The 25,888-nt window shown below is 65.5% G+C and carries 32 protein-coding genes and 4 tRNA genes; 26 read left to right on the plus strand and 10 right to left on the minus strand.

The genetic code is table 11. From position 1 onward, the window contains the following. Window positions 1-8 precede the first annotated feature (8 nt). From dqs_RS08640 to dqs_RS08660, 5 genes are read left to right on the plus strand one after another with little or no spacing between them, the layout of a single operon-like run. Window positions 9-554, plus strand: coding sequence for a sigma-E factor negative regulatory protein (locus dqs_RS08640; RefSeq protein ID WP_065340212.1), 546 nt, complete (start codon window positions 9-11; stop codon window positions 552-554). Beyond that, entirely contained in the window at window positions 551-1,522 is a 972-nt protein-coding gene (locus dqs_RS08645) for a MucB/RseB C-terminal domain-containing protein (protein WP_011765365.1), read from the plus strand. The genes dqs_RS08640 and dqs_RS08645 overlap by 4 nt, the downstream gene beginning before the upstream one ends. Continuing rightward, window positions 1,522-1,962 carry a SoxR reducing system RseC family protein gene (locus dqs_RS08650; RefSeq protein ID WP_011765366.1) on the plus strand — a complete coding sequence of 147 codons (441 nt, stop codon included), beginning with the start codon at window positions 1,522-1,524 and terminating at the stop codon, window positions 1,960-1,962. The genes dqs_RS08645 and dqs_RS08650 overlap by 1 nt, the downstream gene beginning before the upstream one ends. Then, a complete protein-coding gene (locus tag dqs_RS08655; protein ID WP_011765367.1) occupies window positions 1,959-3,377 on the plus strand; it encodes a Do family serine endopeptidase in 1,419 nt (472 codons plus the stop codon). The genes dqs_RS08650 and dqs_RS08655 overlap by 4 nt, the downstream gene beginning before the upstream one ends. Continuing rightward, window positions 3,374-3,631: a glutaredoxin family protein gene (locus tag dqs_RS08660; RefSeq protein ID WP_011765368.1), complete on the plus strand. Its 258-nt coding sequence runs from the start codon at window positions 3,374-3,376 to the stop codon at window positions 3,629-3,631. The genes dqs_RS08655 and dqs_RS08660 overlap by 4 nt, the downstream gene beginning before the upstream one ends. Before the next feature lie 32 nt (window positions 3,632-3,663). Here dqs_RS08660 and dqs_RS08665 read toward each other — a convergent pair whose 3' ends face one another. Further along, window positions 3,664-4,680 carry a LysR family transcriptional regulator gene (locus dqs_RS08665; RefSeq protein WP_065340213.1) on the minus strand — a complete coding sequence of 339 codons (1,017 nt, stop codon included), beginning with the start codon at window positions 4,678-4,680 and terminating at the stop codon, window positions 3,664-3,666. Window positions 4,681-4,798: 118 nt separating this feature from the next. Between dqs_RS08665 and dqs_RS08670 the strand changes: the two genes are divergently transcribed. From dqs_RS08670 to dqs_RS20920, 18 genes are all read left to right on the plus strand, one after another. Beyond that, window positions 4,799-5,134 (plus strand): hypothetical protein, encoded by a 336-nt coding sequence (locus dqs_RS08670; RefSeq protein ID WP_065340214.1) that lies wholly within the window; start codon window positions 4,799-4,801, stop codon window positions 5,132-5,134. Window positions 5,135-5,165: 31 nt separating this feature from the next. Next, window positions 5,166-6,131, plus strand: a complete 966-nt coding sequence (locus dqs_RS08675) for a tripartite tricarboxylate transporter substrate binding protein (protein WP_065340215.1) — start codon at window positions 5,166-5,168, stop codon at window positions 6,129-6,131. Window positions 6,132-6,486: 355 nt separating this feature from the next. Next, entirely contained in the window at window positions 6,487-8,283 is a 1,797-nt protein-coding gene (gene lepA, locus dqs_RS08680) for a translation elongation factor 4 (RefSeq protein WP_011765372.1), read from the plus strand. A 21-nt stretch (window positions 8,284-8,304) separates the two neighbouring features. After that, window positions 8,305-9,093, plus strand: a complete 789-nt coding sequence (lepB, locus tag dqs_RS08685; RefSeq protein ID WP_011765373.1) for a signal peptidase I — start codon at window positions 8,305-8,307, stop codon at window positions 9,091-9,093. Between the two features lie 15 nt (window positions 9,094-9,108). Next, entirely contained in the window at window positions 9,109-9,468 is a 360-nt protein-coding gene (locus tag dqs_RS08690; RefSeq protein WP_011765374.1) for a DUF4845 domain-containing protein, read from the plus strand. A gap of 5 nt (window positions 9,469-9,473) precedes the next feature. Further along, window positions 9,474-10,145, plus strand: coding sequence for a ribonuclease III (gene rnc, locus dqs_RS08695; RefSeq protein WP_011765375.1), 672 nt, complete (start codon window positions 9,474-9,476; stop codon window positions 10,143-10,145). Continuing rightward, window positions 10,142-11,056 carry a GTPase Era gene (gene era, locus dqs_RS08700; protein WP_065340216.1) on the plus strand — a complete coding sequence of 305 codons (915 nt, stop codon included), beginning with the start codon at window positions 10,142-10,144 and terminating at the stop codon, window positions 11,054-11,056. Before rnc ends, era begins: the two co-directional genes overlap by 4 nt. Before the next feature lie 24 nt (window positions 11,057-11,080). Further along, complete coding sequence (gene recO / locus dqs_RS08705) at window positions 11,081-11,812, plus strand: DNA repair protein RecO (RefSeq protein WP_065340217.1); 732 nt, start codon at window positions 11,081-11,083, stop codon at window positions 11,810-11,812. After that, complete coding sequence (locus tag dqs_RS08710; RefSeq protein ID WP_011765378.1) at window positions 11,809-12,558, plus strand: pyridoxine 5'-phosphate synthase; 750 nt, start codon at window positions 11,809-11,811, stop codon at window positions 12,556-12,558. The genes recO and dqs_RS08710 overlap by 4 nt, the downstream gene beginning before the upstream one ends. Before the next feature lie 14 nt (window positions 12,559-12,572). Beyond that, complete coding sequence (gene acpS, locus dqs_RS08715; RefSeq protein WP_065340218.1) at window positions 12,573-12,950, plus strand: holo-ACP synthase; 378 nt, start codon at window positions 12,573-12,575, stop codon at window positions 12,948-12,950. Beyond that, window positions 12,947-14,080, plus strand: a complete 1,134-nt coding sequence (gene nagZ / locus dqs_RS08720) for a beta-N-acetylhexosaminidase (RefSeq protein WP_065340219.1) — start codon at window positions 12,947-12,949, stop codon at window positions 14,078-14,080. The genes acpS and nagZ overlap by 4 nt, the downstream gene beginning before the upstream one ends. A gap of 209 nt (window positions 14,081-14,289) precedes the next feature. Beyond that, window positions 14,290-16,110 carry an excinuclease ABC subunit UvrC gene (uvrC, locus tag dqs_RS08725; protein WP_065340220.1) on the plus strand — a complete coding sequence of 607 codons (1,821 nt, stop codon included), beginning with the start codon at window positions 14,290-14,292 and terminating at the stop codon, window positions 16,108-16,110. Between the two features lie 95 nt (window positions 16,111-16,205). Beyond that, window positions 16,206-16,778, plus strand: a complete 573-nt coding sequence (pgsA, locus tag dqs_RS08730; protein WP_011765382.1) for a CDP-diacylglycerol--glycerol-3-phosphate 3-phosphatidyltransferase — start codon at window positions 16,206-16,208, stop codon at window positions 16,776-16,778. A 59-nt stretch (window positions 16,779-16,837) separates the two neighbouring features. Next, window positions 16,838-16,913: transfer RNA gene (locus dqs_RS08735), tRNA-Gly, on the plus strand. A gap of 74 nt (window positions 16,914-16,987) precedes the next feature. Continuing rightward, a tRNA-Cys gene (locus dqs_RS08740) sits at window positions 16,988-17,061 on the plus strand. A gap of 9 nt (window positions 17,062-17,070) precedes the next feature. Next, window positions 17,071-17,146: transfer RNA gene (locus tag dqs_RS08745), tRNA-Gly, on the plus strand. Between the two features lie 58 nt (window positions 17,147-17,204). Next, window positions 17,205-18,380: an alkaline phosphatase family protein gene (locus tag dqs_RS08750; protein ID WP_011765383.1), complete on the plus strand. Its 1,176-nt coding sequence runs from the start codon at window positions 17,205-17,207 to the stop codon at window positions 18,378-18,380. A 95-nt stretch (window positions 18,381-18,475) separates the two neighbouring features. Next, window positions 18,476-18,655 (plus strand): hypothetical protein, encoded by a 180-nt coding sequence (locus dqs_RS20920; RefSeq protein WP_148268730.1) that lies wholly within the window; start codon window positions 18,476-18,478, stop codon window positions 18,653-18,655. Window positions 18,656-18,667: 12 nt separating this feature from the next. Here dqs_RS20920 and dqs_RS08760 read toward each other — a convergent pair whose 3' ends face one another. Continuing rightward, complete coding sequence (locus dqs_RS08760; protein WP_065341678.1) at window positions 18,668-19,108, minus strand: DUF1178 family protein; 441 nt, start codon at window positions 19,106-19,108, stop codon at window positions 18,668-18,670. Between the two features lie 262 nt (window positions 19,109-19,370). On the opposite strand from dqs_RS08760, the gene dqs_RS08765 reads away from it, so the two are divergent. Continuing rightward, window positions 19,371-19,455: transfer RNA gene (locus dqs_RS08765), tRNA-Leu, on the plus strand. Window positions 19,456-19,495: 40 nt separating this feature from the next. Here dqs_RS08765 and dqs_RS20705 read toward each other — a convergent pair. The 3 genes from dqs_RS20705 to dqs_RS20710 form a co-directional block, all read right to left on the minus strand. After that, the gene (locus dqs_RS20705) at window positions 19,496-19,759 is read right to left on the minus strand and encodes a hypothetical protein (protein WP_157108163.1); all 264 of its coding nucleotides are present in this window, start codon (window positions 19,757-19,759) and stop codon (window positions 19,496-19,498) included. A 61-nt stretch (window positions 19,760-19,820) separates the two neighbouring features. After that, complete coding sequence (locus dqs_RS08770; RefSeq protein ID WP_065340221.1) at window positions 19,821-20,477, minus strand: SOS response-associated peptidase; 657 nt, start codon at window positions 20,475-20,477, stop codon at window positions 19,821-19,823. Between the two features lie 106 nt (window positions 20,478-20,583). Next, on the minus strand, window positions 20,584-20,769 hold the full coding sequence (locus dqs_RS20710) for a hypothetical protein (protein ID WP_157108164.1): 186 nt from the start codon (window positions 20,767-20,769) through the stop codon (window positions 20,584-20,586). A gap of 504 nt (window positions 20,770-21,273) precedes the next feature. Here dqs_RS20710 and dqs_RS21270 point away from each other — a divergent pair. After that, entirely contained in the window at window positions 21,274-21,447 is a 174-nt protein-coding gene (locus tag dqs_RS21270; protein ID WP_418202063.1) for a hypothetical protein, read from the plus strand. A gap of 60 nt (window positions 21,448-21,507) precedes the next feature. Continuing rightward, window positions 21,508-21,987 carry an SHOCT domain-containing protein gene (locus tag dqs_RS20715; protein WP_169823509.1) on the plus strand — a complete coding sequence of 160 codons (480 nt, stop codon included), beginning with the start codon at window positions 21,508-21,510 and terminating at the stop codon, window positions 21,985-21,987. A 283-nt stretch (window positions 21,988-22,270) separates the two neighbouring features. On the opposite strand, the gene dqs_RS08785 is transcribed toward dqs_RS20715, so the two are convergent. From dqs_RS08785 to dqs_RS08805, 5 genes are all read right to left on the minus strand, one after another. Further along, window positions 22,271-24,061 carry a hypothetical protein gene (locus dqs_RS08785; protein WP_065340224.1) on the minus strand — a complete coding sequence of 597 codons (1,791 nt, stop codon included), beginning with the start codon at window positions 24,059-24,061 and terminating at the stop codon, window positions 22,271-22,273. Further along, window positions 24,058-24,582 (minus strand): hypothetical protein, encoded by a 525-nt coding sequence (locus dqs_RS08790; protein WP_065340225.1) that lies wholly within the window; start codon window positions 24,580-24,582, stop codon window positions 24,058-24,060. Before dqs_RS08790 ends, dqs_RS08785 begins: the two co-directional genes overlap by 4 nt. Beyond that, entirely contained in the window at window positions 24,548-24,787 is a 240-nt protein-coding gene (locus dqs_RS08795; RefSeq protein WP_065340226.1) for a hypothetical protein, read from the minus strand. Before dqs_RS08795 ends, dqs_RS08790 begins: the two co-directional genes overlap by 35 nt. A gap of 19 nt (window positions 24,788-24,806) precedes the next feature. Continuing rightward, entirely contained in the window at window positions 24,807-25,001 is a 195-nt protein-coding gene (locus tag dqs_RS08800) for a hypothetical protein (protein WP_065340227.1), read from the minus strand. Between the two features lie 230 nt (window positions 25,002-25,231). Further along, window positions 25,232-25,888 carry a hypothetical protein gene (locus dqs_RS08805; protein WP_065340228.1) on the minus strand — a complete coding sequence of 219 codons (657 nt, stop codon included), beginning with the start codon at window positions 25,886-25,888 and terminating at the stop codon, window positions 25,232-25,234.

Below are 25,888 nucleotides of genomic sequence, written 5' to 3' on the forward strand. Positions count from 1 at the left end.
TGGCAGGAATGAAGGAAAAACTCTCGGCTTTGCTCGACGGCGTTCTCGATGAACATGCCGTGGCTCCCACGCTGAACGGCTTGCGTAGCGACAGCGCGCTGCGCAAGGAATGGGACGCCTATTGCCTCATCGGAGATGTATTGAGAGGCGATTACCACGGGGCGCCCGATTTTGTCGACAAGGTCATGGCTCGGGTCGATGCCGAGCCGGTTGTGCTTGCGCCGCGTCTTGCCGCCGCGCGGTCCCGTGGCGGCTGGCGCGTCGCGCTGCCGCTGGCGGCTTCGGTCATGGGGGTTGCAGCGGTAGGCTGGGTCGCCGCCAACCTGCACTCCGCCCGCGGCGACGCTTCCGCGCCGCTGCAGATGCAACGCATGGCAAGCGCCCCCGTCGGCACCGCGGTGCCGGCAACGGTGACGCGGGCGCCGGTCTCCCAGGGAGAGGCGCATCGGGAATACGTGTTCGCTCACCAGTCCATGACGGCCGGCGGTCCGATTCCCGGCGCCGTTCAGTATGTCAGGACGGTCACCGAGACCCAGCAGGGCGCAGGACAATGAAACGATGGTTTGCGGCGGCGGGGCTTTGTCTGGCCCTGCTCCCGGGGGCGGCTCAGGCCGAGGCGCCTTCCGACCCGCTCGGCTGGCTGAACAGGATCGCCTCGGCTGGGCAGCGGCTGAACTACGTCGGCACCTTCGTTTACCAGTCCGGCAAGCACTTCGAAACGTCGAGAATCGCCCATCGGGTGGATTCCTCCGGCGAGTACGAACGACTGGAAGTGCTCGACGGCAGCCCGCGCGAGGTCATCCGCAACAGTGGCGAGGTCCGCTGCGTGTTGCCGGACCAGAAGACCGTGATCATCGATCGCCCCGGTGGTCGGCGTGCATTTCCGGCCCGTCTGCCTTCGTCGTTCTCGAACCTGGGGGAAAGCTACCGGATCCGCAAGGGCGAGGTGCATCGGATTGCGGGTCTCGAGGCGCAGGCCATCCTTCTGGAACCCAAGGATGATCTCCGCTACGGCCATGCGCTGTGGGCCGAGGTCCAGTCGGGCCTGTTGCTGAAATCCCGTCTGCTGGACGAGCGCGGCGAAATCATCGAGCAGTTTGTGTTCAACGACGTGCGCATCGGCGGCAACATCAGTCCGGATCTGCTCAAACCGCGTTATGTCAGCACCGACGACTGGCGTGTCGTCCAGGCGCGCGGAAGCGACGTCCCGCGCAGCGAAGCCGGCTGGGCACTGCGCACCCCCTTGCCCGGCTTCACGCTGCAGTCGGTGGTCAAGCGTCCTCTTGGTCGGGAGCGCGGCGATGTCGTGCAGATGGTCTATGGCGACGGCCTTGCGTCGATTTCGCTCTTCATCGAGCCCGCCGCGTCCGACAGCGCGGCAGCCGTGCTCGGTGCGCAGACCAGCGGGGCGATCAACATCTACAAACGGGTAGCAGGCGCCCACCTGATCACCGTGTTGGGCGAGGTCCCGATGCGTACGATCCAGCGCCTCGGCGACGGTATGGAGTTCGTCGGTCAGTGATGCGCGCACCGGCTGAGGTGGTCGCGGTCCGTGGTGGATCCGCGTGGGTTAAGGTCACACGCACCGGCGGTTGCGGACGGTGCGACGAGCCAGGCGGCTGCCGCTCGTTCTCGCTCGACCAGGCCTTCGGGCGACGCGACGCACTGTTTCGGCTGCCCAACGATATCGACGCCCGCCCGGGCGACAGGGTCGACGTGCTGATTGCCGAGGGCGCACCCCTGCGGGCGGCCCTGCGCAGCTATGGGTTGGGGACGGTCGCGGTGCTGGTCGGCGCCGCAGTCGGTGCGGCAGTCGGTGAAAGCGCCCCCGATCTGTTCGCAGCGACCGGGGCCGCGGCCGGTCTCGGCCTGGCGGCCTTGCTGGTCCGGCTGGCCGGGCGCTGGTGGCCGTATTCGGCGGTACAGCTTGCCCGCCCCGCTTGCAGCGGAGGGCAGTCATGAAGGGGCGGTTGCTGCGCTGGTTGAGCGCCTGTCTGTTGCTGCCGTTTGCGCCGGTGGGTCTCGCCGCAAGCCCGGCCAACCTTCCCGATTTCACCGCCCTGGTCGAGCGCCAGGGCGCGGCGGTGGTCAACGTCAGTACTTCGCAGACCCGGCAGGCGTCGCCGTCGGTACCGCGGGGACTCGACGAAAACGACCCGATGTTCGATTTCTTCCGCCGTTTCGTCCCGCGGCACCCCCGTACGCCCGAACTCGATCCCGAGAACCGTTCGCTGGGCACCGGTTTCATCATCAGCGCCGACGGCTACATCCTGACGAATGCCCATGTGGTGGATGAGGCCGAGGAAATCCTCGTGCGGCTGGCTGACAAACGCGAGTTCGTCGCCACGGTGGTCGGGGCGGATGCGCGTAGCGATGTCGCGTTGATCAAGATCGAAGCTGCCGGTCTGCCCAAGGTGGTGCTCGGAGACCCGGGGCGGCTGAAGGTGGGCGAATGGGTCTTGGCGATCGGCTCGCCGTTCGGCTTTGAACAGACCGTGACCGCCGGCATTGTCAGCGCCAAGGGACGCAGCCTGCCCGACGAGAATTTCGTGCCCTTCATCCAGACGGACGTGGCGATCAACCCGGGCAACTCCGGCGGGCCGCTGTTCAATCTGCGTGGCGAGGTGGTCGGCATCAACTCACAGATCTACAGCCAGACCGGCGGCTTCATGGGGCTGTCGTTCTCGATCCCGATCGACGTCGCGATGGATGTCCAGCAGCAGCTGCGCGCTCACGGCCGGGTGCAACGCGGCCGTATCGGTGTGGCCATCCAGGAGGTGTCGCGCGAGCTGGCGGAGAGCTTCAGCCTGCCGCGCGCTGCCGGTGCGTTGGTCAGCGGTGTGGAGGCGGGCGGGCCGGCGGGCCAGGCGGGCGTGGAGCAAGGGGATGTCATCGTTCGTTTCGACGGCAAGAGCGTCGAGGCCTCGACTGACCTGCCGCGCATCGTTTCCGCCAGCCGCCCTGGCGGTCGGGTCGCGATGCAGCTGTTCCGGCAAGGCGCGCTGCGCGAAGTGACGGTCACGGTGGGCGAGTGGCGCGACAGCGCCGAGCCGGTGAAGAAGCCTGTGGTGGCGGCGCGTGCCAGCACGATCAACAGCCTCGGCCTGCAGCTTGTTGCGCCCACGGGCGCGCAGCGGCGGGAACAAGGTGTGGAGCACGGGCTGCTGGTGGAGCGCGTCGCGGGGCCGGCCGCGCGGGCCGAACTGCGGCCGGGCGACCTCGTGCTGGCGCTGGTGAGCAACGGCCGCCAGAGCGCGCTGCGCTCCCTGGAGGATTTCAGTCGCCAGCTCACCACCTTCAAGCCGGGTCAGCAGATCACCTTACTGGTCAAGCGCGGCGAGGCCACCTCTTACGTCAGTGTCCGGGCCGAAAAATGAGCGCGCGCGAGTTCACCGTGCTCAGCCGCGAGTGGTGCCACCTGTGCCATGACCTCGTTGCCGCGCTGGCGCCCCTGGCTGAGGAGCTGGGGTGGAGCTACCGCGTGGTCGACGTCGATCAGGATCCGGCACTCGAAGCGCGCTGGGATGAACTCGTCCCGGTGCTGCTGCATGGCGAGACCGAACTCTGCCACTACCACCTGGACGAAGCCGCAGTGCGCGCCCATTGCGGGCGGGTGGGCAACACGCTTTAGGCCGGCAGGCTGGTGACGCGTGCGGCGTGTCGTCAGCCGTGTGATACCGGTTTGGTCCGTGCCATCGACGCCCGGCCCTGCCGTTGCTCGCACCAGCCGGGCCGCGTGGCAGCCGGGCGCGCGCCGATCGCCTGCCGGCATTCGGCCTCCAACTGGCTGAACAACTCTTCGGCAAAAGCGATGAAGGCCTGCAGCAGCGGGTCGCGGCGCGCCGTGGGCCGATAGAGCGCGCTGAAGGGCGGAGCGTCGCGGCTGTCCCAATCCGTCAGCACCGGCTGGAGCCGGCCTTCCTTCACGTGTGGCCACACCGCCAGATCGGCGAAACGGCCGATGCCCTGGCCGTCGAGCACGGCCTGCAGGACATGGTCCCGATTTTCACTGGTCAGCCAGCCGCTGACTGCAACCTCTTCGGTTTCGCCGTCGCGCTGATGGCGCCAGAAGTCGAGCAGCACGCCTTCCGGCGAGCGCACCAGCAGGCACTGATGGGCAGCCAGCTCGCGCGGGCGCAGCGGAAGGCCGTGGCGCTTCCAGTAGGCCGGGCTGCCGCACACAATGAGCCGGCTCTGCGCCAGGCGGCGCTGAATCATCTCGCCGGTGCTTGGCCAGCCGTGGATCAGGAGTACGTCCAGCCCCTGAGCCTGCGCCTCGGTGACCTTGAGATGATCGATTGCGCGCAATTCGATGCGGGCATGAGGGTGGCGGTCGTGAAAGCGCGCGAGGGCGGGAATCAAATGCAGACGCGTGAAGAGGGCGGGCGCTCCCACCGCGAGGCGGCGTGGGGTGTCGGTCTCGGCCGCCGCCGCGAGACGGTCGGCATCCGCCAGCTCATCCAGTAGCGGGGCGCACGCTTCCAGATACGCGGAGCCGCGGGCGGTGAGCCGCAGACCCTGCGTGCTGCGGTCGAGCAGATTCGCCCCGAGTTCGCGTTCGAGCGCGCCGATCAGCTTGGCGATGGCCGGCACGCTGACATCGAGCCGGCGCGCCGCGCCGGAGAAGCTGCCTTCCTGCGCGGCGGCGATGAAGTACTGCAATGCCTTCAGCTTGTCCATGCACTTGCTCCGGGAAGGGGCCGCTTTAACCGGCGGTTAAAGGCGATTTTAGTCTGCTGCGCGTTTCGTGCCCGAGGCCCGGCGGCTAGATTCGGTACACCCCATTCCGGAGACTGACATGACAACGGTAACCGCTCCCCAGCTCGCTGCGGGTGCTGCGCGTTCTCGCGCCGGCGCCACGGGCCTGCTGGCCTGGACGTTTGCGCTGTTCAACGGGCTGCGCATCGTGGCCTACCTGCCCACCATTCTGGCGCTGTGGGAGTCCGGACTCTCGGATCAGCACTCGCTGCTGACCTGGTTCATCTTCCTGGGCGCCAACACCACGATGTCGATCTGGCTTTACGAGCAGGAGGGGCGCCGGGTCAACCGTGCGGTCGTCATCAATGCCGTCAACGCCGTCATGTGCGCGGCAATCTGTCTGCTCGTTGCATGGACGCGCTGGGTGCAGGTTTGAGCAGCGTAAGCCTCTACAAGGAGATTTCGTGATGAGAATGCGTGCTTTGCTGCTCTCCCTCGCCGTTGGACTGAGCGTATCGGCGGCGCCTGCCTCGGCCCAATCGGCTTTTCCGGCCAAACCGGTGCGGCTCGTGGTGCCCTTGCCGGCCGGCGGCCCCACTGATTTTCTCGCCCGCAGCGTGGCTGAAGGCCTGTCATCGCGGCTGGGGCAGCCTGTGGTGGTGGAAAACAAGCCGGGCGCCGACGGCGCAATCGCCGCGCGCGAGGTTATCGCTTCGCCTGCGGATGGCCACACGCTGTTGTTTGCGGTGGCCTCGATGGTTGCGGTTCCGCTGCAAAGCAAGCCGCCCGCCTTCGACTGGGCGGCTGCGCTGACACCTGTAGGCAAGGTGGGGCGGCTCGGGTTCTGCCTGATGGTTCATCCGGATGTTCCCGCTCAGTCCCTCGCCGAGTTCGTTGCGTACGCCCGCGCGAGGCCGGAGCACCTCAATTTCGGAAGTAGCACGCTGGGCGAATTGATGGCGGCGACCTCGTTCATGAAGGCGACCGGCGTCCGGATGACCCGCGTTGCGTACAAGGGCGGCATGCAGGCGATGCCTGACCTGCTCGCCGGCAGAATCCAGGTGATGGTGGCGCCGCTCACCTTGGCCCAGCCTCATGCGGCCGGTGGGGCGGTCCGCGTGGTGGCGGTGCTGACACCCGAACGCAGCAAGCTGTTTCCCGACGTTCCGACACTGGCCGAGGCAGGCTACGCGGGCCTCGTGCTCCCCACCTGGCAGGCCGTGTTCGCGCCCGCAGGCACGCCGGCGCACGTTGTTGCGCGTCTGACGGGCGAGCTTGACGACGTTCTGGCGAATCCAGCGACCCGGCTCGAGTTCGAACGCCGTGCGCTGACGGTGGAGCGCGCTGCGCCGGCGGAACTGGCTGCGGCCCTGCCGGCCGAACAGACGGCGTGGGCGACCCTGCTCTCGGAGTACAGGATCGGTAGCGAGTAGGGTTGCAGCGAAGGGTGGAGAAGGCGCGGCGCGTGAGCACCGCGCCTTTTTGCGTTGACCGGACGCATTTGCGCACCCGTCCCGATCTCGGGTGTATCGGGCAAGGAGGTCACGCCTTGAACGGCTGCAGTGCCGGTGCCGATGCCCGGCGATCGGCACTTCAAGGTACAATCCGCGGCCGTTCCCGCGTGCTGGAAACCGGGAAGGATGAATCTCCCGGCGACCCTGCGCATCGGCGCGTGCTTTGGCGTGTCGTCGGCCTTCAGGGAAGCCCCCCGGCGTGCAGACTGCCGGTAACAACACCGAACTCATCGACATGCCTGCTGATTGCAGGCATGTCTCTTAGATAAGACGTATGCAGCACATCCGAAATTTCTCCATCATCGCCCACATCGACCACGGCAAGTCCACGCTGGCCGATCGACTCATCCAGTACTGCGGCGGCCTGTCCGAGCGCGAGATGGAGTCGCAGGTGCTCGATTCGATGGACCTCGAGCGCGAGCGCGGCATCACCATCAAGGCGCAGACCGCGGCGCTTCACTATCGGGCCAAGGATGGCCAGCGCTACAACCTCAACCTGATCGACACCCCGGGGCATGTGGACTTCTCGTATGAAGTGAGCCGCTCCCTGTCCGCCTGCGAAGGCGCGCTGCTGGTGGTCGACGCGTCGCAGGGCGTCGAGGCCCAGACGGTGGCGAACTGCTATACCGCGCTCGACCTGAACGTCGAGGTGGTGCCGGTGCTGAACAAGATCGACCTCCCCGCGGCCGACCCGGACAACGCCCGCAGCGAGATCGAGGACGTCATCGGCGTCGATGCTTCCGAGGCGGTGCTGTGCTCGGCCAAGACCGGCCTCGGCATCGAAGAGGTGCTCGAAGCGATCGTGGCGCGGGTGCCGGCCCCCAAGGGCGACCCGGCTGCACCGCTGAAGGCGCTGATCATCGACTCCTGGTTCGACAACTACGTCGGCGTGGTGATGCTGGTGCGGGTGGTAGACGGCGTGCTCAAGCCCAAGGACCGCATCCTGTTGATGTCGACCGCTGCGCAGTATCCGTGTGACCAGGTCGGCGTGTTTACCCCCAAGTCGGTCGCGCGCGAAGAGCTGTCGGCGGGCGAGGTGGGCTTCGTCATCGCCGGCATCAAGGAACTGGAAGCCGCCAAGGTCGGCGACACGATCACGCTGGCGACGCGGCCCGCGGCCGAGCCGCTCCCCGGCTTCAAGGAAATCAAGCCGCAGGTGTTCGCCGGCCTCTATCCGGTCGAATCCTCCGAGTACGACCAGTTGCGCGATTCGCTCGAAAAGCTGCGCCTGAACGACGCCGCGCTGCAGTTCGAGCCGGAGGTGTCGCAGGCGCTGGGTTTCGGCTTCCGCTGTGGCTTCCTCGGCCTGCTGCACATGGACATCGTGCAGGAGCGCCTGGAGCGCGAGTTCGACATGGACCTGATCACCACGGCGCCGACCGTGGTGTACGAGGTGGTGCTCAACAACGGCGACATCATCCACGTGGAGAATCCGGCCAAGCTGCCGGAGGTCGGCAAGTACGCCGAGATCCGCGAACCCATCATCACCGCCACCATCTTCCTGCCGCAGGAATACGTCGGTCCGGTGATCACGCTGTGCAATCTCAAGCGTGGCTCGCAGATCGACATGCGCTACCACGGCCGTCAGGTGCAGTTGATCTACGAACTGCCGATGAACGAAGTGGTGATGGACTTCTTCGACAAGCTGAAGTCGGTGTCGCGCGGCTACGCCTCGCTCGATTACGAGTTCAAGGAATATCGCAGCGCCGACCTCGTGAAGCTCGACCTGATGGTGGGCGGCGAGAAGGTCGATGCGCTGTCGGTGATCGTGCACCGCGCCAGCGCCCAGTATCGCGGCCGGGAACTCGCCGCCAAGCTGCGCGGCCTGATTCCGCGCCAGATGTTCGACGTGGCGGTGCAGGCGGCGATCGGCTCCCACATCATCGCGCGCGAAACCATCAAGGCGCTGCGCAAGAACGTGCTCGCCAAGTGTTATGGCGGCGACATCACGCGGAAAAAGAAGCTGCTGGAGAAGCAGAAGGAAGGCAAGAAGCGGATGAAGCAGGTGGGCAACGTCGAGATTCCGCAGGAGGCCTTCCTTGCCGTGCTGCGCGTCGATGAAGGCAAATAACCCCGTCCTGCTGGAGTGCCCGTGAATTTCGCCCTGATCCTGTTCGTCCTGCTCGTCGTCACCGGTGTGCTGTGGTTGGCCGACCGCCTGGTCGCGCGCAAGCGGCGTGCAGCGGATGCGCCGTCGCCCTGGTGGGTGGAATACGGTGCCAGCTTCTTCCCGGTGATCCTCGTCGTGTTCGGCCTGCGCTCCTTCGTCGTCGAACCGTTCAAGATCCCCTCCGGCTCGATGATTCCGACCCTGCTGGTGGGCGATTTCATCCTGGTCAACAAATGGACCTACGGAATCCGCCTGCCGGTGATCAACAAGAAGATCATCGACGTGAAGGATCCGCAGCGCGGCGAGGTCATGGTGTTCCGCTATCCGGCGGATCCCTCGCTGGATTACATCAAGCGCGTGGTCGGACTGCCGGGAGACAAGGTCGAGTACCACCACAAGCAGTTGAAGATCAACGGCCAGCCGGTGCCGCTGAAGGAAGACGGGAACTATCTCCATCCCGACCGGCTGTACTACTCGCCGCAGTTTGCCGAAAAGCTCGGTGAGGTCGAGCACCCCATCCTGATCGAGAAGGATGCGCCGGCCTTCGTGCCGCAGGTGCTCAATTTCCCCGGGCGCGAAAACTGTACCTATACTGGCAGCGGCGTCACCTGCACTGTTCCGCCCGGACATTATTTCGTGATGGGCGACAACCGCGACGCCAGCAGCGACAGCCGGGTGTGGGGCTTCGTACCCGACGCCAACATCGTCGGTCGCGCGTTCTTCATCTGGTTCAATTTCAACGATCTGAAGCGCATCGGCAGCTTCCACTAATTCCGGAGTCAATGGATGAACAGGACTTCCCAGCGCGGCATCAGCCTTGTCGGCCTGCTGATCATCGGTGCCTTTGCGGTCTTCGTGCTGCTGCTCGGTTTCCGCTCGGTGCCGGCGGTGACCGAGTTCATGGCGATCGAGCGCATCATCAAGGTGCTGGCCACCGAGGGTGACAACGGCGCCTCGCCGTCCGAGATGCGGCAGGGCTTCAACAAGCGCGGCGAGATCGACAACGTGTCGTCGATCAACGGGGCCGATCTGAGCATCGTCAAAGAGGGTGGCAAGACGCTGATCGAGGCGGAGTATTCGCGCAAGATCCCGGTGGTGGCGAACGTGAGCCTGCTGGTCGATTTCCACGCCTCGAGCGCGGATTGAGCGGGATGTCGGTCGAACACCTGCAGCGTGCGCTCGGTCATCAATTTGCCCAGCCCGAACTGCTGCAGCAGGCACTGACCCACCGCAGTTTCGGTCAACCCAACAACGAACGCCTCGAATTCCTCGGCGACAGCATTCTCAACTGCGTCACCTCCATCGCGCTCTACGAACGCTTCGGCGGGCTGCGCGAGGGTGAGTTGTCCCGTTTGCGGGCAGGCCTGGTATGCCAGGACGCCTTGCACCGGATCGCGGTGCAACTGAAGCTGGGCGATTGCCTGCGATTGGGCGAGGGCGAGCTGAAATCCGGCGGTTTCCGCCGTCCCTCCATCCTCGCCGACGCGCTCGAGGCGATTTTCGCCGCGGTCTTCCTCGATTCCGACTTTGCCGGCGCGAAGGCCGTCATCGACCGCCTCTATGCGCCCTTGCTGGCGGAGGTGGAGCCGGGCGCTCCCGCCAAGGATCCCAAGACGGCGTTGCAGGAGTGGTTGCAGGGGCGCAAGTCGCCGTTGCCCACCTATGTCATGGTCCAGGTCACCGGTGAAGCGCATGCACAGGAATTCGAAGTGGCGTGCGAAGTCGAAAAGCACAAGGTGCGCACCGTGGGGCGCGGTACCAGCCGCCGGATTGCCGAGCAGCGCGCCGCCGAACTCGCGCTTGCCCAGTTGAGGAAGAAATGAAGATCGAAGAAGCGGTCCCTTCCGCAAAGCCGGGCTTCAGGACCGGTTTTGTGGCCATCGTCGGGCGGCCCAACGTCGGCAAGTCGACGCTGCTCAACCGCTTGATCGGTCAGAAGATCAGCATCGTCTCCAGCAAGGCCCAGACTACCCGCCACCGCGTCACCGGCATCCTGACCAATGAGGGCGCGCAGTTGGTCTTCGTCGATACGCCGGGCTTCCAGACCCAGCACCGCAACGCGCTCAACCGCTCGATGAACCGCACGGTGTCGCAGGTGCTGGGCGATGTCGACCTGGTCTTCTTCGTGATAGAGGCGGGCCGCTTCGGCGAGGACGATCGCAAGGTGCTGGAGGTGATTCCGGCCGATGCGCAGGTGGTGCTGGTGATCAACAAGGTCGATCAGCTGAAGGACAAAAGCCGGCTGCTGCCTTTCATCGACCAGGTGCGCGCCGCGCGCGAATTCGTCGAGATCGTGCCGTTGTCGGCCGAGCGCGGCAGCAACGTCGAGGCGCTGGTGGGGGCGGCGACGCCGCTGTTGCCGGAAGGTGCGCCGATGTACGAGGAAGACGAGATCACCGACCGCAGCGAGCGCTTCCTTGCCGCCGAATTCCTGCGCGAGAAGCTGTTCCGGCTGCTCGGCGACGAGTTGCCGTATGGCATTGCGGTGGAAATCGAGAAGTTCGAGACCGAAGGCAACCTGCGCCGCATCCACGCCGCGGTGATCGTCGACAAGGCGGGGCACAAGGGCATCGTCATCGGCAAGGGCGGCGAGAAGCTCAAGCGGGTTTCGACCGAGGCCCGCGTCGAACTCGAGAAGCTCTTCGACGGCAAGGTTTTCCTCGAGGTCTGGGTCAAGGTCAAGAGCGGCTGGGCGGACGACGAACGCGCGCTGAAGAGCCTCGGCTACGAGTAAGCGCCGGAGCGGGGACGGCACGCGGTGGCGGTCAAGCAGCGCATCGACCAACAGTCGGCCTGGGTACTGCACACGCTGCCGTGGCGCGAAACCAGCCTGATCGTCGAGGTCTTTTCCCGCGATCACGGCCGCCTGGCGCTGGTGGCAAAGGGTGCGCGCAGGCCGCATTCCGCTTTTCGTGGCGTGCTGATGGCGTTCCAGCCCTTGTTGATGGATTGGTCTGGCGGAGGCGAGGTGCGCACGCTGGTCCGTGCCGAATGGCAAGGCGGCCAACCGCTGCTGACCGGCCAGGCCTTGCTGTGCGGCTATTACCTCAACGAGTTGCTGGTCAAACTCACCCCGCGCGACGATCCCCATCCCAACCTCTTCGTCGCCTATGCCGACGCAGTGCGCGAACTTGGCCTCGGCAGACCGCCGCCGCCAGTGTTGCGCCAGTTCGAACTCGCGTTGATGCAGGAACTTGGCTACGGCATCGAACTGTTCCATGACGTGCAGAGCGGCGAGGCCGTCCGGGGCGATGCGACCTACGCTTATATAATCGAAGGCGGTCCGGCGGCACTGGACGCGCCCGGCGATGCCCCGCCGGATCTGCCGGTGGTGAGCGGCCAGACCCTGCTCGACATGGCCGCCGGCGACTTTTCCCGCAGCGAGACGCTGGCCCAGTCCAAGCGGCTGCTGCGTGTGTTGATCAATCACTATCTCGGCGGACAGCCGCTGCAGTCCCGCCGCGTCCTTCAGGAGTTGCTCGAACTGTGATCGAACTCGGCGTCAATATCGACCACGTCGCCACGCTGCGCCAGGCGCGCCGCACCTGGGAGCCGGACCCGACCTGGGCCGCGGTAGAAGCCCATCTCGGTGGAGCGGACGGCATCACCGTGCATCTGCGCGAAGACCGCCGTCACATCCAGGACGACGATGTCCGCCGCCTGCGCGAACTCACCCAGATCAAGCTCAACCTCGAGATGGCGGCCACCGACGAGATGGTCGGTATCGCGCGCAGCATCAAGCCGGAAATGGCGATGCTGGTGCCGGAGGGCCGCCACGAGGTCACCACCGAAGGGGGGTTGGACATCGTGTCGCAGGAAGCGCGCCTGAAGGACGTGATCGCCCGGCTGGCGGACGCCGGCATCGTCACCAGTGTCTTCATCGATGCGGAGATCGCCCAGATCGACGCCGCCGCGCGCATCGGCGCCAGGGTGTGCGAGATCCACACCGGCCCCTATGCCCACGCCTTTCACGCCCAGGGGCGCGATGCTGAAAGCCCGGCGGTGCTGGCCGAGATCGACAAGATCCGCCGCGCCGGCGAAGCCATCTGCAGCCACGGCATGCGCTTCAACGCCGGCCATGCGCTCAACTACTACAACGTGCAACCGATTGCCCGGTTGCCCGGCATCCGCGAACTGCACATCGGCCACGCCATCGTCAGCCGCGCGGTCTTTTCCGGCATCCGCGAGGCGGTAGCGGAGATGAAGCGCCTGATGCGCGAGGCGGCCGCCGGCTGAGCCGGGGAGGGCGCATGATCCACGGCATCGGAACCGACATCGTCCACATCGCCCGCATCCGGACCTCGCTGGAGCGTCACGGCGAGCGCTTCGCGGAGCGCATCCTGGCCGAATCCGAGCGCGAGGCATGGCGCGCGAGCCGCGATCCCGCGCGCTTCCTCGCAAAGCGTTTCGCCGCCAAGGAAGCGTTCGGCAAGGCGCTCGGCACCGGCGTTGCGGTGCCGGCCACGCTGCACGCAGTGGCCGTGGATCACGATGCGCTCGGCAAGCCGCTCTATCGATACGGCGACGGCCTGCGCACCTATCTGGACGACCGGCGCCTGAATGCCCACCTGAGCCTGACCGACGAAAACGACTATGTGGTCGCCTTCGCGGTAATCGAGACCCGATGACTTCCTATCCGCTCAGCCTCCCCCGCGGCCCGGTGATGATCGACGTCGCCGGCACCGCGCTGACCGACGAGGAACGCGAACGCCTGTGCGACCCGCTGGTTGGCGGCGTGATCCTCTTCGCCCGCAACTTCACCGGTTCCGAACAGCTCGCCGCGCTCACCGCAGACATCCGCGCGCTGCGCAGCCCGCAGTTGCTGATCGCGGTCGACCACGAGGGCGGGCGGGTGCAGCGTTTCCGAACCGATGGCTTCACCCGTCTGCCGGCGATGCGCAGTCTCGGCACGCTGTGGGAGCGCGACCATCTCGCCGCCCTCGACGCCGCCCGCCACACGGGCTACGTGCTTGCCGCCGAGTTGCTGGCGCACGGCGTCGATCTCAGCTTCACGCCGGTGCTGGACCTCGACTACGGCGTCAGCCGCGCGATCGGTAACCGCGCCTTCCATCGCGATCCGCAGGTCGTCGCCCAACTCGCCCAGGCCCTGCTTGCCGGCATGGCCGAAGCGGGCATGGGCTGCGTGGGCAAGCATTTTCCCGGCCACGGCTACGTCGAGGCCGATTCGCATCACGAGGTGCCGGTTGATGACCGGGATTTCGACACCATCTGGAACGAGGACATCGCCCCGTACCGCCACCGCCTCGGCCGCCAGCTGGCGGGCGTGATGCCGGCGCACGTGATCTATCCCGCTGCCGATCCCAACCCGGCCGGTTTTTCCGCCTTCTGGCTGAAGGACGTGCTGCGCCAGCGCGTCGGCTTCAAGGGCGTGATCTTCAGCGACGACCTCAACATGGAAGGTGCGGCGCTGGCCGGCGACATCCTTGGCCGCTGCAAGGCGGCTTATGAAGCGGGCTGCGACATGTTGCTGGTGTGCAACCGGCCCGATCGGGTCGCCGAGTTGCTCGACCGCTGGGCACCGGTGCCGGACGCGGAGAAGCTTGCCCGCGTGGCGGCGATCGCTCCGGTGCGGCCGAAGGCGCCGTGGCTGGCCGATCCGTTTGCGCTCGAACTGCACGAACCCTATCTGACAGCGCGCGGGCAGGTTGCAGCCATCGCCGAGGACGCGAGCGGGCCGACGATGACGGCAGGCACGATAGGGAACCCGGCGGTCGAGATCCTGAAGAAGGACGTTTAGCAGCGACTGGTGCATGCGATGCCCATCGACGATCCACTGATTCAAGACTTTCTGTTCCACTCACGCCAGTGGCGGGGCCGGGCGTTTGTGGAGCAGGCGAGGACTGTCTGAGCGAGCGTAGTGAGCGAGTTCCGCAGCCAGCGGAGCAAACGCCCCGTACCGCAACATCGTAGCCGCGCAAGCCTCCCAACAAGCCATCGACAACCAGCATGTCCACCACCCCCGCTCCGACGCCCTCCTTCGACGCCAAGGCTTTCCTCCGTACCCTGACCGAGGAGCCCGGCGTCTATCGCATGATCGGCGCCGAGGACAAGGTGCTCTACGTCGGCAAGGCGAAGAACCTCAAGCGCCGCGTCTCCAGCTATTTCCAGCGGACGCTGCTGTCGCCGCGCATCGCGATGATGGTGGCCCAGGTGCAGCGTGTGGACGTCACCGCCACCCGCTCCGAGGCCGAGGCGCTGATCCTCGAGAACAACCTCATCAAGAGCCTGGCGCCGCGCTACAACATCCTGTTCCGCGACGACAAGTCCTACCCCTACATCGAACTCACCGGCGACGAGTTCCCGCAGCTGGCCTACCATCGCGGCGCCTTCGCCAAGGGGGCACGCTACTTCGGCCCTTTCCCGAGCGCCTGGGCTGTGCGCGAGAGCATCCAGCTGCTGCAAAAAACCTTCCAGCTGCGCACCTGCGAGAACTCCGTCTTCCAGAACCGCTCGCGCCCCTGCCTGCTGCATCAGATCAAGCGCTGCACCGGGCCCTGCGTCGGGCTGGTGTCGGCCGAGGACTACGCGGCAGACGTGCGCCTCGCATCGCGCTTTCTCGACGGCCATGGCACCGAGGTGATCGATGCCCTGACCGACAAGATGCAGCGCGCCGCGGCCGCGCTCGACTTCGAGGCCGCGGGCGGTTGCCGCGATCAGATCCGGGCCCTGCAGGCAGTGCTGCACCGTCAGTTTGTCGACAGCGGCAAGGATGAGGACGTGGATATCCTCGCCGCGGTGGAGGAAGACGGCCTCTTGTGCGTCAACATCGCGATGGTCCGCGGCGGTCGCCACCTTGGCGACAGGCCCCAGTTTCCCAGCGGCGCCGCCGCGTGCGGCGCGGAGGATGGCCTGCTCGCGTTTGTCGAGCAGCACTACGGCGAACACCCGATGCCCGCGCGGCTCCTCGTCAACACCGCGGTCGAAGCCGTTCGCGAGACGCTGGCCGAGATTGCCGAAAAGCCCGCGGCGGTGGTCGCGCCGCGTTTTGCGGTGGATCGCGGCTGGATGGAAATGGCGGAAAAGAACGCCCGACTCGCGATCCAGGCGCGCGCGCGCGATACCGGTCGCGCGGAGCAACGCCTGGAGGCGTTGCGCGATGCGCTCGGGCTGGCGGATCCACCGTTGCGCATCGAGTGCTTCGACATCAGCCATACGATGGGCGAGGCGACCGTGGCGTCCTGCGTGGTGTGCGAAGCCGGCCAGATGAAACGGGGCGAGTATCGTCGCTACAACATCGCCGGAATCACGCCCGGTGACGACTTCGCCGCGATGCGCCAGGCACTGGAGCGCCGCTACGGCAAGGTGGCGGCAGGCGAGGGGCTGCGGCCCGACCTCATCCTGATCGACGGTGGCAAGGGCCAGGTGGCGGCGGCGCTCGGCATTCTCGCGGAACTTGGGCTGGAGGACATCGCCATGATCGGCGTGGCGAAGGGGGAGGGGCGCAAGGTCGGCCTGGAGACGCTCGTTTTTCCGGATGAACGGGAAGGGCTCGTGCTCGGCGGGGGACACGCCGCGCTGCACCTCGTCACCGAAATCCGTGACGAAGCCCACCGCTTTGCCATCACCGGTCACCGTGCGCGCCGCGCCAAGACCCGTGTGGGGTCAAAGCTGGAAGACATCCCGGGCGTCGGCCCCACCCGGCGTCGCAATCTGCTGGCCACCTTCGGCGGCCTGGACGGGGTGAGGGCGGCGACTGTGGAGGACCTGTGCCGGGTGGACGGCATCAACCGGACCCTGGCGGAGCAAATCCACCAAGCGCTGCGCTGATCCGCTTCCGCGCGCCGGCCGGGACAACAGCCGAACCGGCACCCTTAACCGCTATACTCGCCGGTGCATTCAACGCAGGCCGCCGGCCGCTTCGCATGTCATTCAACATACCCAATTCGCTCACCTGGGCACGCATCGCGCTGATTCCCATCTTCGTCGGCATCTTCTACGCGCCGGACGGCTGGATCGGACCCGCACAGAAGAACCTCGTCGCCACCGCGATCTTCATCGTTGCAGCGATCACCGACTGGTTCGACGGCTACCTCGCACGGGCGCTGCGCCAGACGTCCGCGTTCGGCGCCTTCCTCGATCCCGTCGCCGACAAGCTGATGGTGGCGGCGGCGCTGATCCTGCTGGTCCAGTTGGCGCGGGTGGATGCCATCATCGCGGTGGTGATCATCGGCAGGGAGATCACCATCTCTGCATTGCGCGAGTGGATGGCGCGCGTCGGCGAATCCTCCAGCGTGGCGGTAGCCTACGTCGGCAAGCTGAAGACCGCGGCCCAGATGACAGCCATTCCGCTGCTGCTATACAATGGCCAGCTCTTGTCGATCGACCTGCGCTTCATCGGCAGTGTGCTGATCTACGTCGCTGCCGCGCTGACCCTGTGGTCCATGGGCTACTACCTGCATCGCGCGGCACCCCGGCTGGCACGGCACAAGGATTGAGAAGTAGATAGAAAGCTTGACAGTGTTAAATTTCTGCCTATAATGGCGGTCTTTCCCGAGCGGGAATAGCTCAGTTGGTAGAGCGCAACCTTGCCAAGGTTGAGGTCGCGAGTTCGAGACTCGTTTCCCGCTCCAAAGAATTTGAAGAGTCAGGCAGCAGCATCGTCTGGTTCAGAGGCGCCCGAAGGGATGCCGACCAAGTAGGTTAAGGCGCGATAGCAAAGCGGTTATGCACCGGATTGCAAATCCGTGTAGGTCGGTTCGACTCCGGCTCGCGCCTCCAGAGGTAAACGCGGGAATAGCTCAGTTGGTAGAGCGCAACCTTGCCAAGGTTGAGGTCGCGAGTTCGAGACTCGTTTCCCGCTCCAAACAAAACGGGATGAGTGCATTGCGCTCATCCCGTTTTTCATTCCGGAGTCGGTTCGCATGAATCACGCTCCGCTTCAACTCCCGCGCGATGCCGTACTGCCCGACTACTTCGAGCGGGGGCTCTATCCGCTCGCGCACGGCATCCAGAGCTGGCTTGCCGGGCAACAGGTGCGGCCGCCCTTTGCCGAGCGCGATACTCGCGTCCTCGTGTTGCTGGTGATCGATGGGCTGGGTGATGCGCTGCTCCATCGCTTTGCCGAGCCCCGTCGCAGCAGCCTGCTCGCCCATCGCACCGGCCGGATCACGTCCGTGTTGCCCAGCACTACCGCGAGTGCCGTGACCTCGCTGCTCACCGGCCTGGCACCCGCGACGCACGGACTGACAGGCTGGCATATCCATGACCGGCGTTTCGGCGGCGTCATTGCGCCACTGCCGATGCAGCGCCGGGGCGGAGGGCGCCTGCGCGCCCCGTTCCTGCTCCAGCGCCTGTTTCCCTATGCCCGCAACGGTGCCCGTCCGCGTCTTCCGACAACCATGGTGTCGCCGCAGGACATCGCCCATTCGCCGTTTTCGCGCCGTCACGCCCGTGGCGCCGGGGTTCGGCCCTACCGTGGGCTGGATCAACTGGCGGGGTGTGTCGAGGACGAGGTGCGGCGGCTGCGCGACACCGGCGGGCTGGTCCACGCCTACTACGCGTCGTTCGACGCGATATGCCATCACTACGGCTGCCATTCACCGCAGGCGCGGGATTGCTTCCAGCGGGTGGACGACTGCTTCAGCGCATTGCTCGCGCGGCTGAAAGGTACCGGTGCCGAACTGATCCTGACGGCAGATCATGGCTTCATCGACGCGCCGGACGAAAAGCGCCTCCGTCTCGAGCGTCATCCGGCCCTCCAGAGCATGCTCGCGGCGCCCTTGTTCGGTGAAAGGCGCCTCGCTTTTTCCCTTGCGCGGGCGGGGGCCGAGCCGGAGATCGCGGCGTATGCGCGTGACCACTTCGGCGGCAAGCTGGTGCTGGTGCCGTCCGAGCATCTGGTGCGTGCCGGCTTGCTCGGACCTGGCCCCGCGCACCGCCGGCTTGCCGAGCGCGTCGGCTCGCACGCGTGGCTGATGGAGCCCGGCTGGACAGTCAGCGACCGTGTGGTGGGCGAAGTGCCGCCGACGATGATCGGCGTGCATGGCGGGATGACGGCGGACGAAATGTGGGTGCCGCTGATCCAGGCCAGTTGCTGACGGGCGTCATCGCCACGTCATGTTGCGATCATCGGCCGGTCACGCCGCTTCCGTAGCCTTGCCGTTCATCCTCGGGGGAGGGCAGCATGGGGTTCATGAAGCTCGTGGGCGGTGCGGTCGCATGGTTGCGGCAGCCGTGGCGCGCTGGGGACGACGGATCGGCCTTGTCGGTGGACGCGCGCCAGGTCAGCAACTGGCCGCTGTCCTTGCCGGAGCCCTTGTGTTTCGTCGTGGACGCATGTCCGGACGCGCTCGCATCCGAAACGGCGCCCTGATTACGCCTGCGGTCAGTGCAGATCGTCGTCCGGAGGCACCGGCAGAACCACGATGCCTTCATCGATGAGTTCGCCCAGTTCGTCGCGCGTGGCAGCGCCGCGGATGCTGCGGGCCTCGATCTCGCCGTGGTGCATCCGGCGCGCTTCAGCGGGGAAGCGATCGCCGACATCGTCCGCTTTGCGTGCCGCCTCGCGCAGCGCGGATTTCAGCAGTGCCACCGCATCGGCGGGCAGGGGGTGTTCGGACGAGAGGTCGGGTGCCTGCTGGGGCGGTTCCGTTGCCGCGGTGCGCGTCTGCACGTAAGGCGCGCTCGGCAGCCGGCGTAGCTCGGTCGTGCCACAGACCGGACAACTCGCCAGCCCGTTCTGACGCTGCTTTTCAAAGGCCTCGGCCGAAGCGAACCAGCCTTCAAAGCGGTGTTCGCGGTCGCAGCAAAGGTCGATGACGATCAAGATGGTCAGCCTGGGTGTGTCGGTACGCAAGTGACAGGCGTTTCCGCCGAATGGTGCCCGGGACGGGACTCGAACCCGTAAGGCTTGCGCCGGCGGATTTTAAGTCAATACCCCGCACAACAAAGCACACCTTGTCACAGCGTAACACGTTGATTTTACGAGTCGCGATTGTATCCGTTTGTGCTCGACGGTGCTGAGTTGTGCTGACTCGCAGTGCAGGTTACACACGGATTACGCACAACCAACGTACAATGCGGCCCGCGCCGGGGTGGTGAAACTGGTAGACACAAGGCACTTAAAATGCCTCGGCTTCGGCCGTACGGGTTCGATTCCCGTCCTCGGCACCAAAGCGGCGCGCGTCCTCCAGTCTTCCGGTGCAAGTCGCAGCTACTCATCTGCCCGCGTCACCGACTCCACAGTTGATTCTGGCGGCGTGCAGCGCGTCACCTTCTTCGGAAGCCAGCAGGTGAAGCGGTTGCGGCCTCGGCGGTATCGGAACCGCTCGAAGGTGATGGTTACCAGGCCGTGCTCGGGGACTTCGATCGTTCTCCAATAGGTGTCGAGATCCGCTGTATCAGGATTGGGGAGTCCATGCCTTTCCGATGCGAGGTATTCACCTCGAACAGCGGCCAAGATGTTCTCGTCGTCCATGTGCGCTTCCGTGATTGCTGTACGTTCGTACAGTATAGGCCTCACGCGACGCTGCAACGGGCTACGTCTCCTTCACCGTCCGCGGAGGCCGTGGCGCTGGCTCCGCTTTCATCTGCTCAGGATCGAAGGGCTGTAGGAACGAACGGGCTTCGATCTCCGTCCGCGCCCTCAACCACCCCTCGTAATCGCTTGGGTCGAGCACCACGACGCTCCGCTTCTCCTCGCCTGGCTTGTGGAATCGCGACATCAGGGGGTGTCCGTCGGCGTTGATCGTGAGCATGGAGAACGACCAGCGCGCCGGCCCCTCGTCGCCCATGCGGCGCTCCCAGATCCCCGCGAGCGCGAAGGGCTCACTGTCGGCCCGCTCGATGCGCCAGCGAACCGGCTTGCCCGTTTCATAGCAGGGTTCGTAGAACGCCTCGACCGGAATCAGGGCGAACTGCCGCTGCTTCCAGGCGTTGCGATAGGCCGGCTTCTGGCCGACCGTCTCCGAACGGGCGTTGTAGGTCATCCGGAACAGCTTCTTGGGGTCACCCCAGTGCGGCACTACGCCGAACATCCCGACCGTCCACTCGGTCGGCAGGCAGTTCGCGAGGAACGGTGCCAGGCCGCCAGGGAACGTCTCGCCGAAGTCCAGCGGAGGCGTGGAGATCGTATGCCGGCCCCAGGACATCCGCTCAAGGTGTGCCGTTCGGGCGGGGTTGTAGTCGGCGCACATCGCGTTTCCTCCATTTGTAGAAGATGCTGCGTGAAGTCCTGCCTTCCACGCGGTAACGCCTTCGTTCTTAAGAAAGCTAGTGCTGGACTCAAAGTTGTGCGCTTACTCAAACGCACTTGAACTGAAGGGTCACATTGCCCAAAGAGCCCGCCCGACCTGGAGTCAGCTGCAGATCGACCGTCTCCACTTTCTTTCCCTGTCGCGCACAAAATTCATTCGCCTCAGCGTGGACCTCAGCGGCAGCTGAGGCTGAAATGCCGCCGCCGAGCTTCGCGGTGTTCTTCGAGATCATGAATTTTTCAGCAGTCAGGGGAACAACACCGGAGCTCGCGCATGCGGACAGCAATACCGCTAGGACAACCGCGGTGGACTTCCAGACTTTTTTCATATTGAACGTGACTAATAGACATAGGTTTGATCGCTTGGGAATTGTACGGAGCTTCAGTACTGCATAAACCCCACACTCCTCCAGCCGGAGCCCCCGAAGTGCGGAGGGGTTTTCATCGTTCAGGCATCGGTCGATGAGTGCAGACAAGACCTTGGAGTCGATCGCTGTCAGCGCCTCCTGCACGCGGTGGGGATATTGATTTCGCCCATACAATCTCCGGCGCAACTGCAGAAAAGCTCAATTGGATTGATGTGACGGTAGTCACGCCACCCGCCGCCATCATGCCCCTAGGATATGCAAAATTGAAGTGGAGTAAGGATGTAACTCAAGTCATACTCGGGAGAACAGCTTCGTGAGCACCGGACGCCGGCTCGGCCTCAACCAGACCGAGTTTGGGGGGCGCTCCAGATCACGCAGAGCGGCGGATGTCGGGACGAATCCGGGCGGACCATTCCTGAGCCTGTGCAGCTCCTGCTGAACCTGGCTCTTGAGGCGCCGGCACATTCGGCGGGCATCTCGAGCCCGTTCGCGAGCTGCTCAGGGGCGGTCGGCGCTAACCAGACAGTTCAGCCGCGGAGGTAGAAATTGAACCAAGGCCAAATTACGCGAATGCGGTCAACGGGTCCCCAGAGGATGATGACAATGAAAGCAATAGGCAGCGTGCCGCTTCTGATTTTCGCCGCAGTAGTTACAGGGTGTGCTGTAACTGGCCCCATCACTCCCCTCGAAAGCTCACAGTCCGGGTTTGATGGGGCGGTGTATGCTGGTCAGACAACCGTGATAAATGCCAAGACTCAGACGTCGGAGCAGTACCGCGTCTTCAATCAGGCGGCGACGGGATTTGTGCCGAACTCTGCAAATATTGCAGATGCCGAAAGCCGTGCGAAGACCTATTGCAACGACAAGGGAAAGCAGTTGCGAGTGCTTTCTTTAACGACCTCCCCCGCTGCACTGCTCCCAGGAAACTTCCCCCGGGCCGAGCTGGTTTTTGAGTGCGTCAATGGCGTTACGCAAGAGACCAAGTACGACCAGCTCCTAAAGCTCAAGTCCCTACTCGACAACAACGCGATTAGTGAAGCTGAGTTCGCGGATGAGAAGCGGAAAATCTTGAACTCGGAGTAGCGATTTGCGCTGGACGTCTGCCGCGGTTTAGGTCAGGACGTAACTCCACCTCGCCTGTGCATCTCTCGTAGCAGGGTCTTGGCGAGGCACTGCAGGTCAGATCCAGCGCCCTGCGTCACTTCCGTCTCGCGGCTGGTTGGCAGGATGGTGGTTACCGTCAGCAGGTCCGCGTCGCCGTCGTAACTTGCCCGACCGAAAATGACCAGCGGAGCACCTAGAAGCGTGGGGTGGTTGGGCAATAGGTCCACCACCAACCAGGTGAGGGGCGCGTCCAAGCCCATGCTCATACCCCCATCCGTGAGAACGGGTCATAGCTCAGGACGGCCAGACGGTCGCGCTCGGAATGTGTTGCGCTGGGCAGCAAGTCCTCGCCCGGCAGCGGCGGCGACACGGCGAAGGTGATGGCCAGCGCGTCCGCCACGTCGGGCGACGACAGGCCGCGGGCCTTCATATCCGCCTTACGTTCGAGTTGAATTTGCTCGGTGCTCGTGAACCCGTACTCCGGGCCGGTCAGATCGTCCAGCAGTTCCTGGTCGTTGGCGATCGCGCCCACCTTCAGCCAGTCCTTCATCAGCCCCCACAACTCGCTGCGTCGCTGGGCGTACTTCCGCGGGTCGAGCGCACGGCTACCGAACTGCACCTCGTCCACCTCATGACCGATCGCGCGAAGGCGGTCGATCACTCCGCCGCCCACTCCTCCGCCGTCGATCGCTACCAGGACGTAGTGCCCCGCGCTGCGGAAGAAGTTGGCTTGCTCGGCGATGCGGCTGGCCACCTGCATCGTATCCGCCCCTTTCAGCTTGATCGGCGGGAAGGTCCGGGCGTCGCGCCCCTGCCGGAAGTAGAGCACCGTCGAGTCGTCGCCGAAGCGGGCGATGTCGCAGCCGATGATGATGGCTTCTCCACGCGCCGATGGCAGGTCGCGGCTGGCCGCATCCTGCACCAGATCACGCCCGATGAATTGCAGGCTGGACTGGCTGGGGAATTCACCCAGCACGCGTACCTTGAAGAAGTCGGAGTCGCGCCCGTAGTCGTGCGCCCACTGCTCAATCTGCGTCTTGTTGGTGATTTGGCAGGTGCTGCTGTCCACGCGACGGGTCATCCAGCGATGGCGCTGGCCGTGGAAACAGGCATGGAAGCGCGTACCCGTCCGAGTGGGGTTCCCGAACGCGAACCACATGGGTTCGCCGTCGGTCATGCCGCCTTCGCCTACCTCCCATATTTTCGGGGGGATGGCCGACGCCTCATCGAAGATGTAAAACGGCGTCGAGTCGGCGGCATGCAAGCCGGCAAACGACTCCGAATTCTCCTCGCGGCAGGTCTGCGCATCGCAGCGCCAGGACTCGGCGAAGCCCTTCACCGTCAGCCGCATTGCCCCTCTGCCGGTGGTGAGGTCGAACCAGTCGGCGAACACCGACCGCTTCAGCCACTTGCCCACCTCAGCCCACGTCTTCGATTCCAGCTGAGCCGACGTATTGGCCGTCACAACGCCGCGGGCGTTGGGTCGGGTGCTCATGATCCACAGCACCAGCCAGCTTGTGATCGCGGACTTCCCGATACCGTGGCCGGACGACACGGCGGCGCGAATCGCCTCCACTGCCTGGGTACCGTCGAACCCGCGGACGCGAACTTCCTGCCCGATGCTGTCCAGGAGATCGCACGCCCACAGGTCAGGGCCGTGCTCGCTGTCGTACTGCACGCGGTACTCGTCGGGCAGCCTCACCAAGCGGAGGGCACGATCCACGCCCCAGTCGAAGGCGAACAGCACGAAGTCCAGCGGCCTGTCGTGTAGGTGGCCTGCGAGCAAGGGTAGCAGGTGCTCCGGGTCGAGGTCGGGAACCGCCGCCCGCGGGGCGCCGTCGGTGTAATGGCCGATGCGCAACAGGCCGCGTGCCATCCGCGCCGGCAGGTCGTTGCCCTCAGCCAGCGTCTGCAACTCGTCGTAGCTGTGAGTTGGCACGGCGTCAGTGCCGCGCGCTTGCAGGATGCGCTGCCGCAGGTCGCCGATGGTGGCAGTGCTTGCCGTCGCCTCCAGCGCGCGCAGACGTCGTTGGATCTGGTTCGTGCGGGTCATGCGAGGTCTTCCAGGTTGTCGGGCAACACCTTGCCGCTGGTTCCATCGAGGGTGACGGGCTTCGGTGCGCTGCGCCCCGCCTCGATGGCTTGCAGTCGCTTCTCGTGATCGTCTGCGACCACGACACGGGCGTAGGCATCCAGGGTGCGGAGCAGGCGCTCGCCGGCCTCCGCGGTCACCTGCCCGGCTGCGACGGCGGCCATGACGGCCTGGGCCTTCAGTTCCAGTGTGGGCGCAGTGGCGAACCCCTCGACGATGACGCGCTCAGCGTCCTGCTTGGCGATGGGTGCGTAACGCTCGAGGATCAGCTTCTGGGCCTGGGGGTCGCCGAGCTTCGCCAACTCAATGGCCTTCGCAATGATGTCCGGCACATGGGGCTCGATGGCCTCGGCCAGGCGCTCGGCGCGGCTCGGGCCCGGCGTGCGCCCGCCTTTCACCGCGTGACCGGGGCGGAATTTCCCGTCGGGCAATCGGTTGTCGCTCATCTCAGTGCCCCCGCTGTTGCTGAGCTTGCGGTTCATTCATTTCCGCCTTCAGTCGGTCCCAGAATCCTTCCTCGTGCTTCCACAGCTGTCGCATCGCGCGTTGCTGCGCGGCGACGGAAACCAGCTTCGCAATGGCGGCGGTCAACTCTGCGCTCTGTCCGCCGGGGGCTGGTTCGCCGTAATGCCTGGTCAGAACGTCCAGGAGCTGCACCGGAAGCGGAGCGGTGGTCGTGGTGGTCATGTCGTTCTCTCCGGTGCAGTCAAAAGGACGGGCCGACGCGCAGGGTCCCGTACTTCTGCTTGAAGGCGGCAACCGCGGCGAGGTGAGCATTCCAAGCCTTCTCATACTCCCACCGGGGGCGTTCCCGCGCGGCGTACACCCGTTGCGCCGAGGCACGCAGGGCTTGCCGGTCCTGCTCGAGCTCGACGCGGTTGATTTTTTCGGGGTCGATCACGATCCGGCCTCCCTGTGGTCATTTGGTGCGAGGAGGAAATAGCCGTACGGCCGGTGGGTCTGGCAGTGGCCCGCCCGGTGGCCTTCACCGGCTCCGTGCGTGTGTGTCTTGTTGCACGTGCACCGGAAGAACCATCCGCCATGCGGGGTGAGGTGGCAGCGGAAGGCGGGGAGCCCTTCGACGCTGCCTTCGAGGTCATGTTCTTGTGTGGTGTTGTGCTGGCCCATGGCTCACCCCTTCAGCTTGCCCGCCAAGCGCAGGGCGCGACCGCGCGCGGCAGCGAGCGCCACGATTCTCGGATGGGAGCCAAGACCGAGCGCGTTGAGCATGTCGGCGGCGTCGGGCACGCCTGCGATATAGGCCCGCGCGTCCTGAAGCGCATGGCCGGCGCCTTCCACCCCGTATTCAGCTTGCAGGTTCTCGATCGCCGTTTCGCGCCAGGTTAGTACCGTCGCTTCGCTGGGCGGCGTGCGCATCGCTGACGCGCCAATGTCGGCCAGCTCCTTACTCTCGGTGGCGTTGAGCTGGTGCTGGGAAAAGGTTGCCGCCCATGCCGCTGCGATCTCTCCGGCGGTCTCCGGATCATGCAGATGGTCCTGCATCGACGCATTGACGATGGCCTGCACGGCGTCCCGGTGGGTCAGGGTCGGGTCCGTGGAGCCGTAAAGGCGCTGGGCTTGCTCGGCTTCGCTCAGTTCGGAAAACGCGCGGTCGTCACGCAGCTCGGGCCGGGGCTGGGTCTCGGCCTGGGGCTTCACGCCGAACAGGCGCTCGGCCGCGGTCTGCTCCCCCGTGGCCGGCGCCGGGGAGTCCTGAGCCGGGGCGGGTGCTGCGCTGGGCGCGGTGGAGCCGAACAGGCGGGCTGCGATAGCGTCGAAGTCGTCCAT

Origin of the sequence: Azoarcus olearius (genome assembly GCF_001682385.1) — a bacterium.
Lineage (GTDB): Bacteria > Pseudomonadota > Gammaproteobacteria > Burkholderiales > Rhodocyclaceae > Azoarcus > Azoarcus olearius.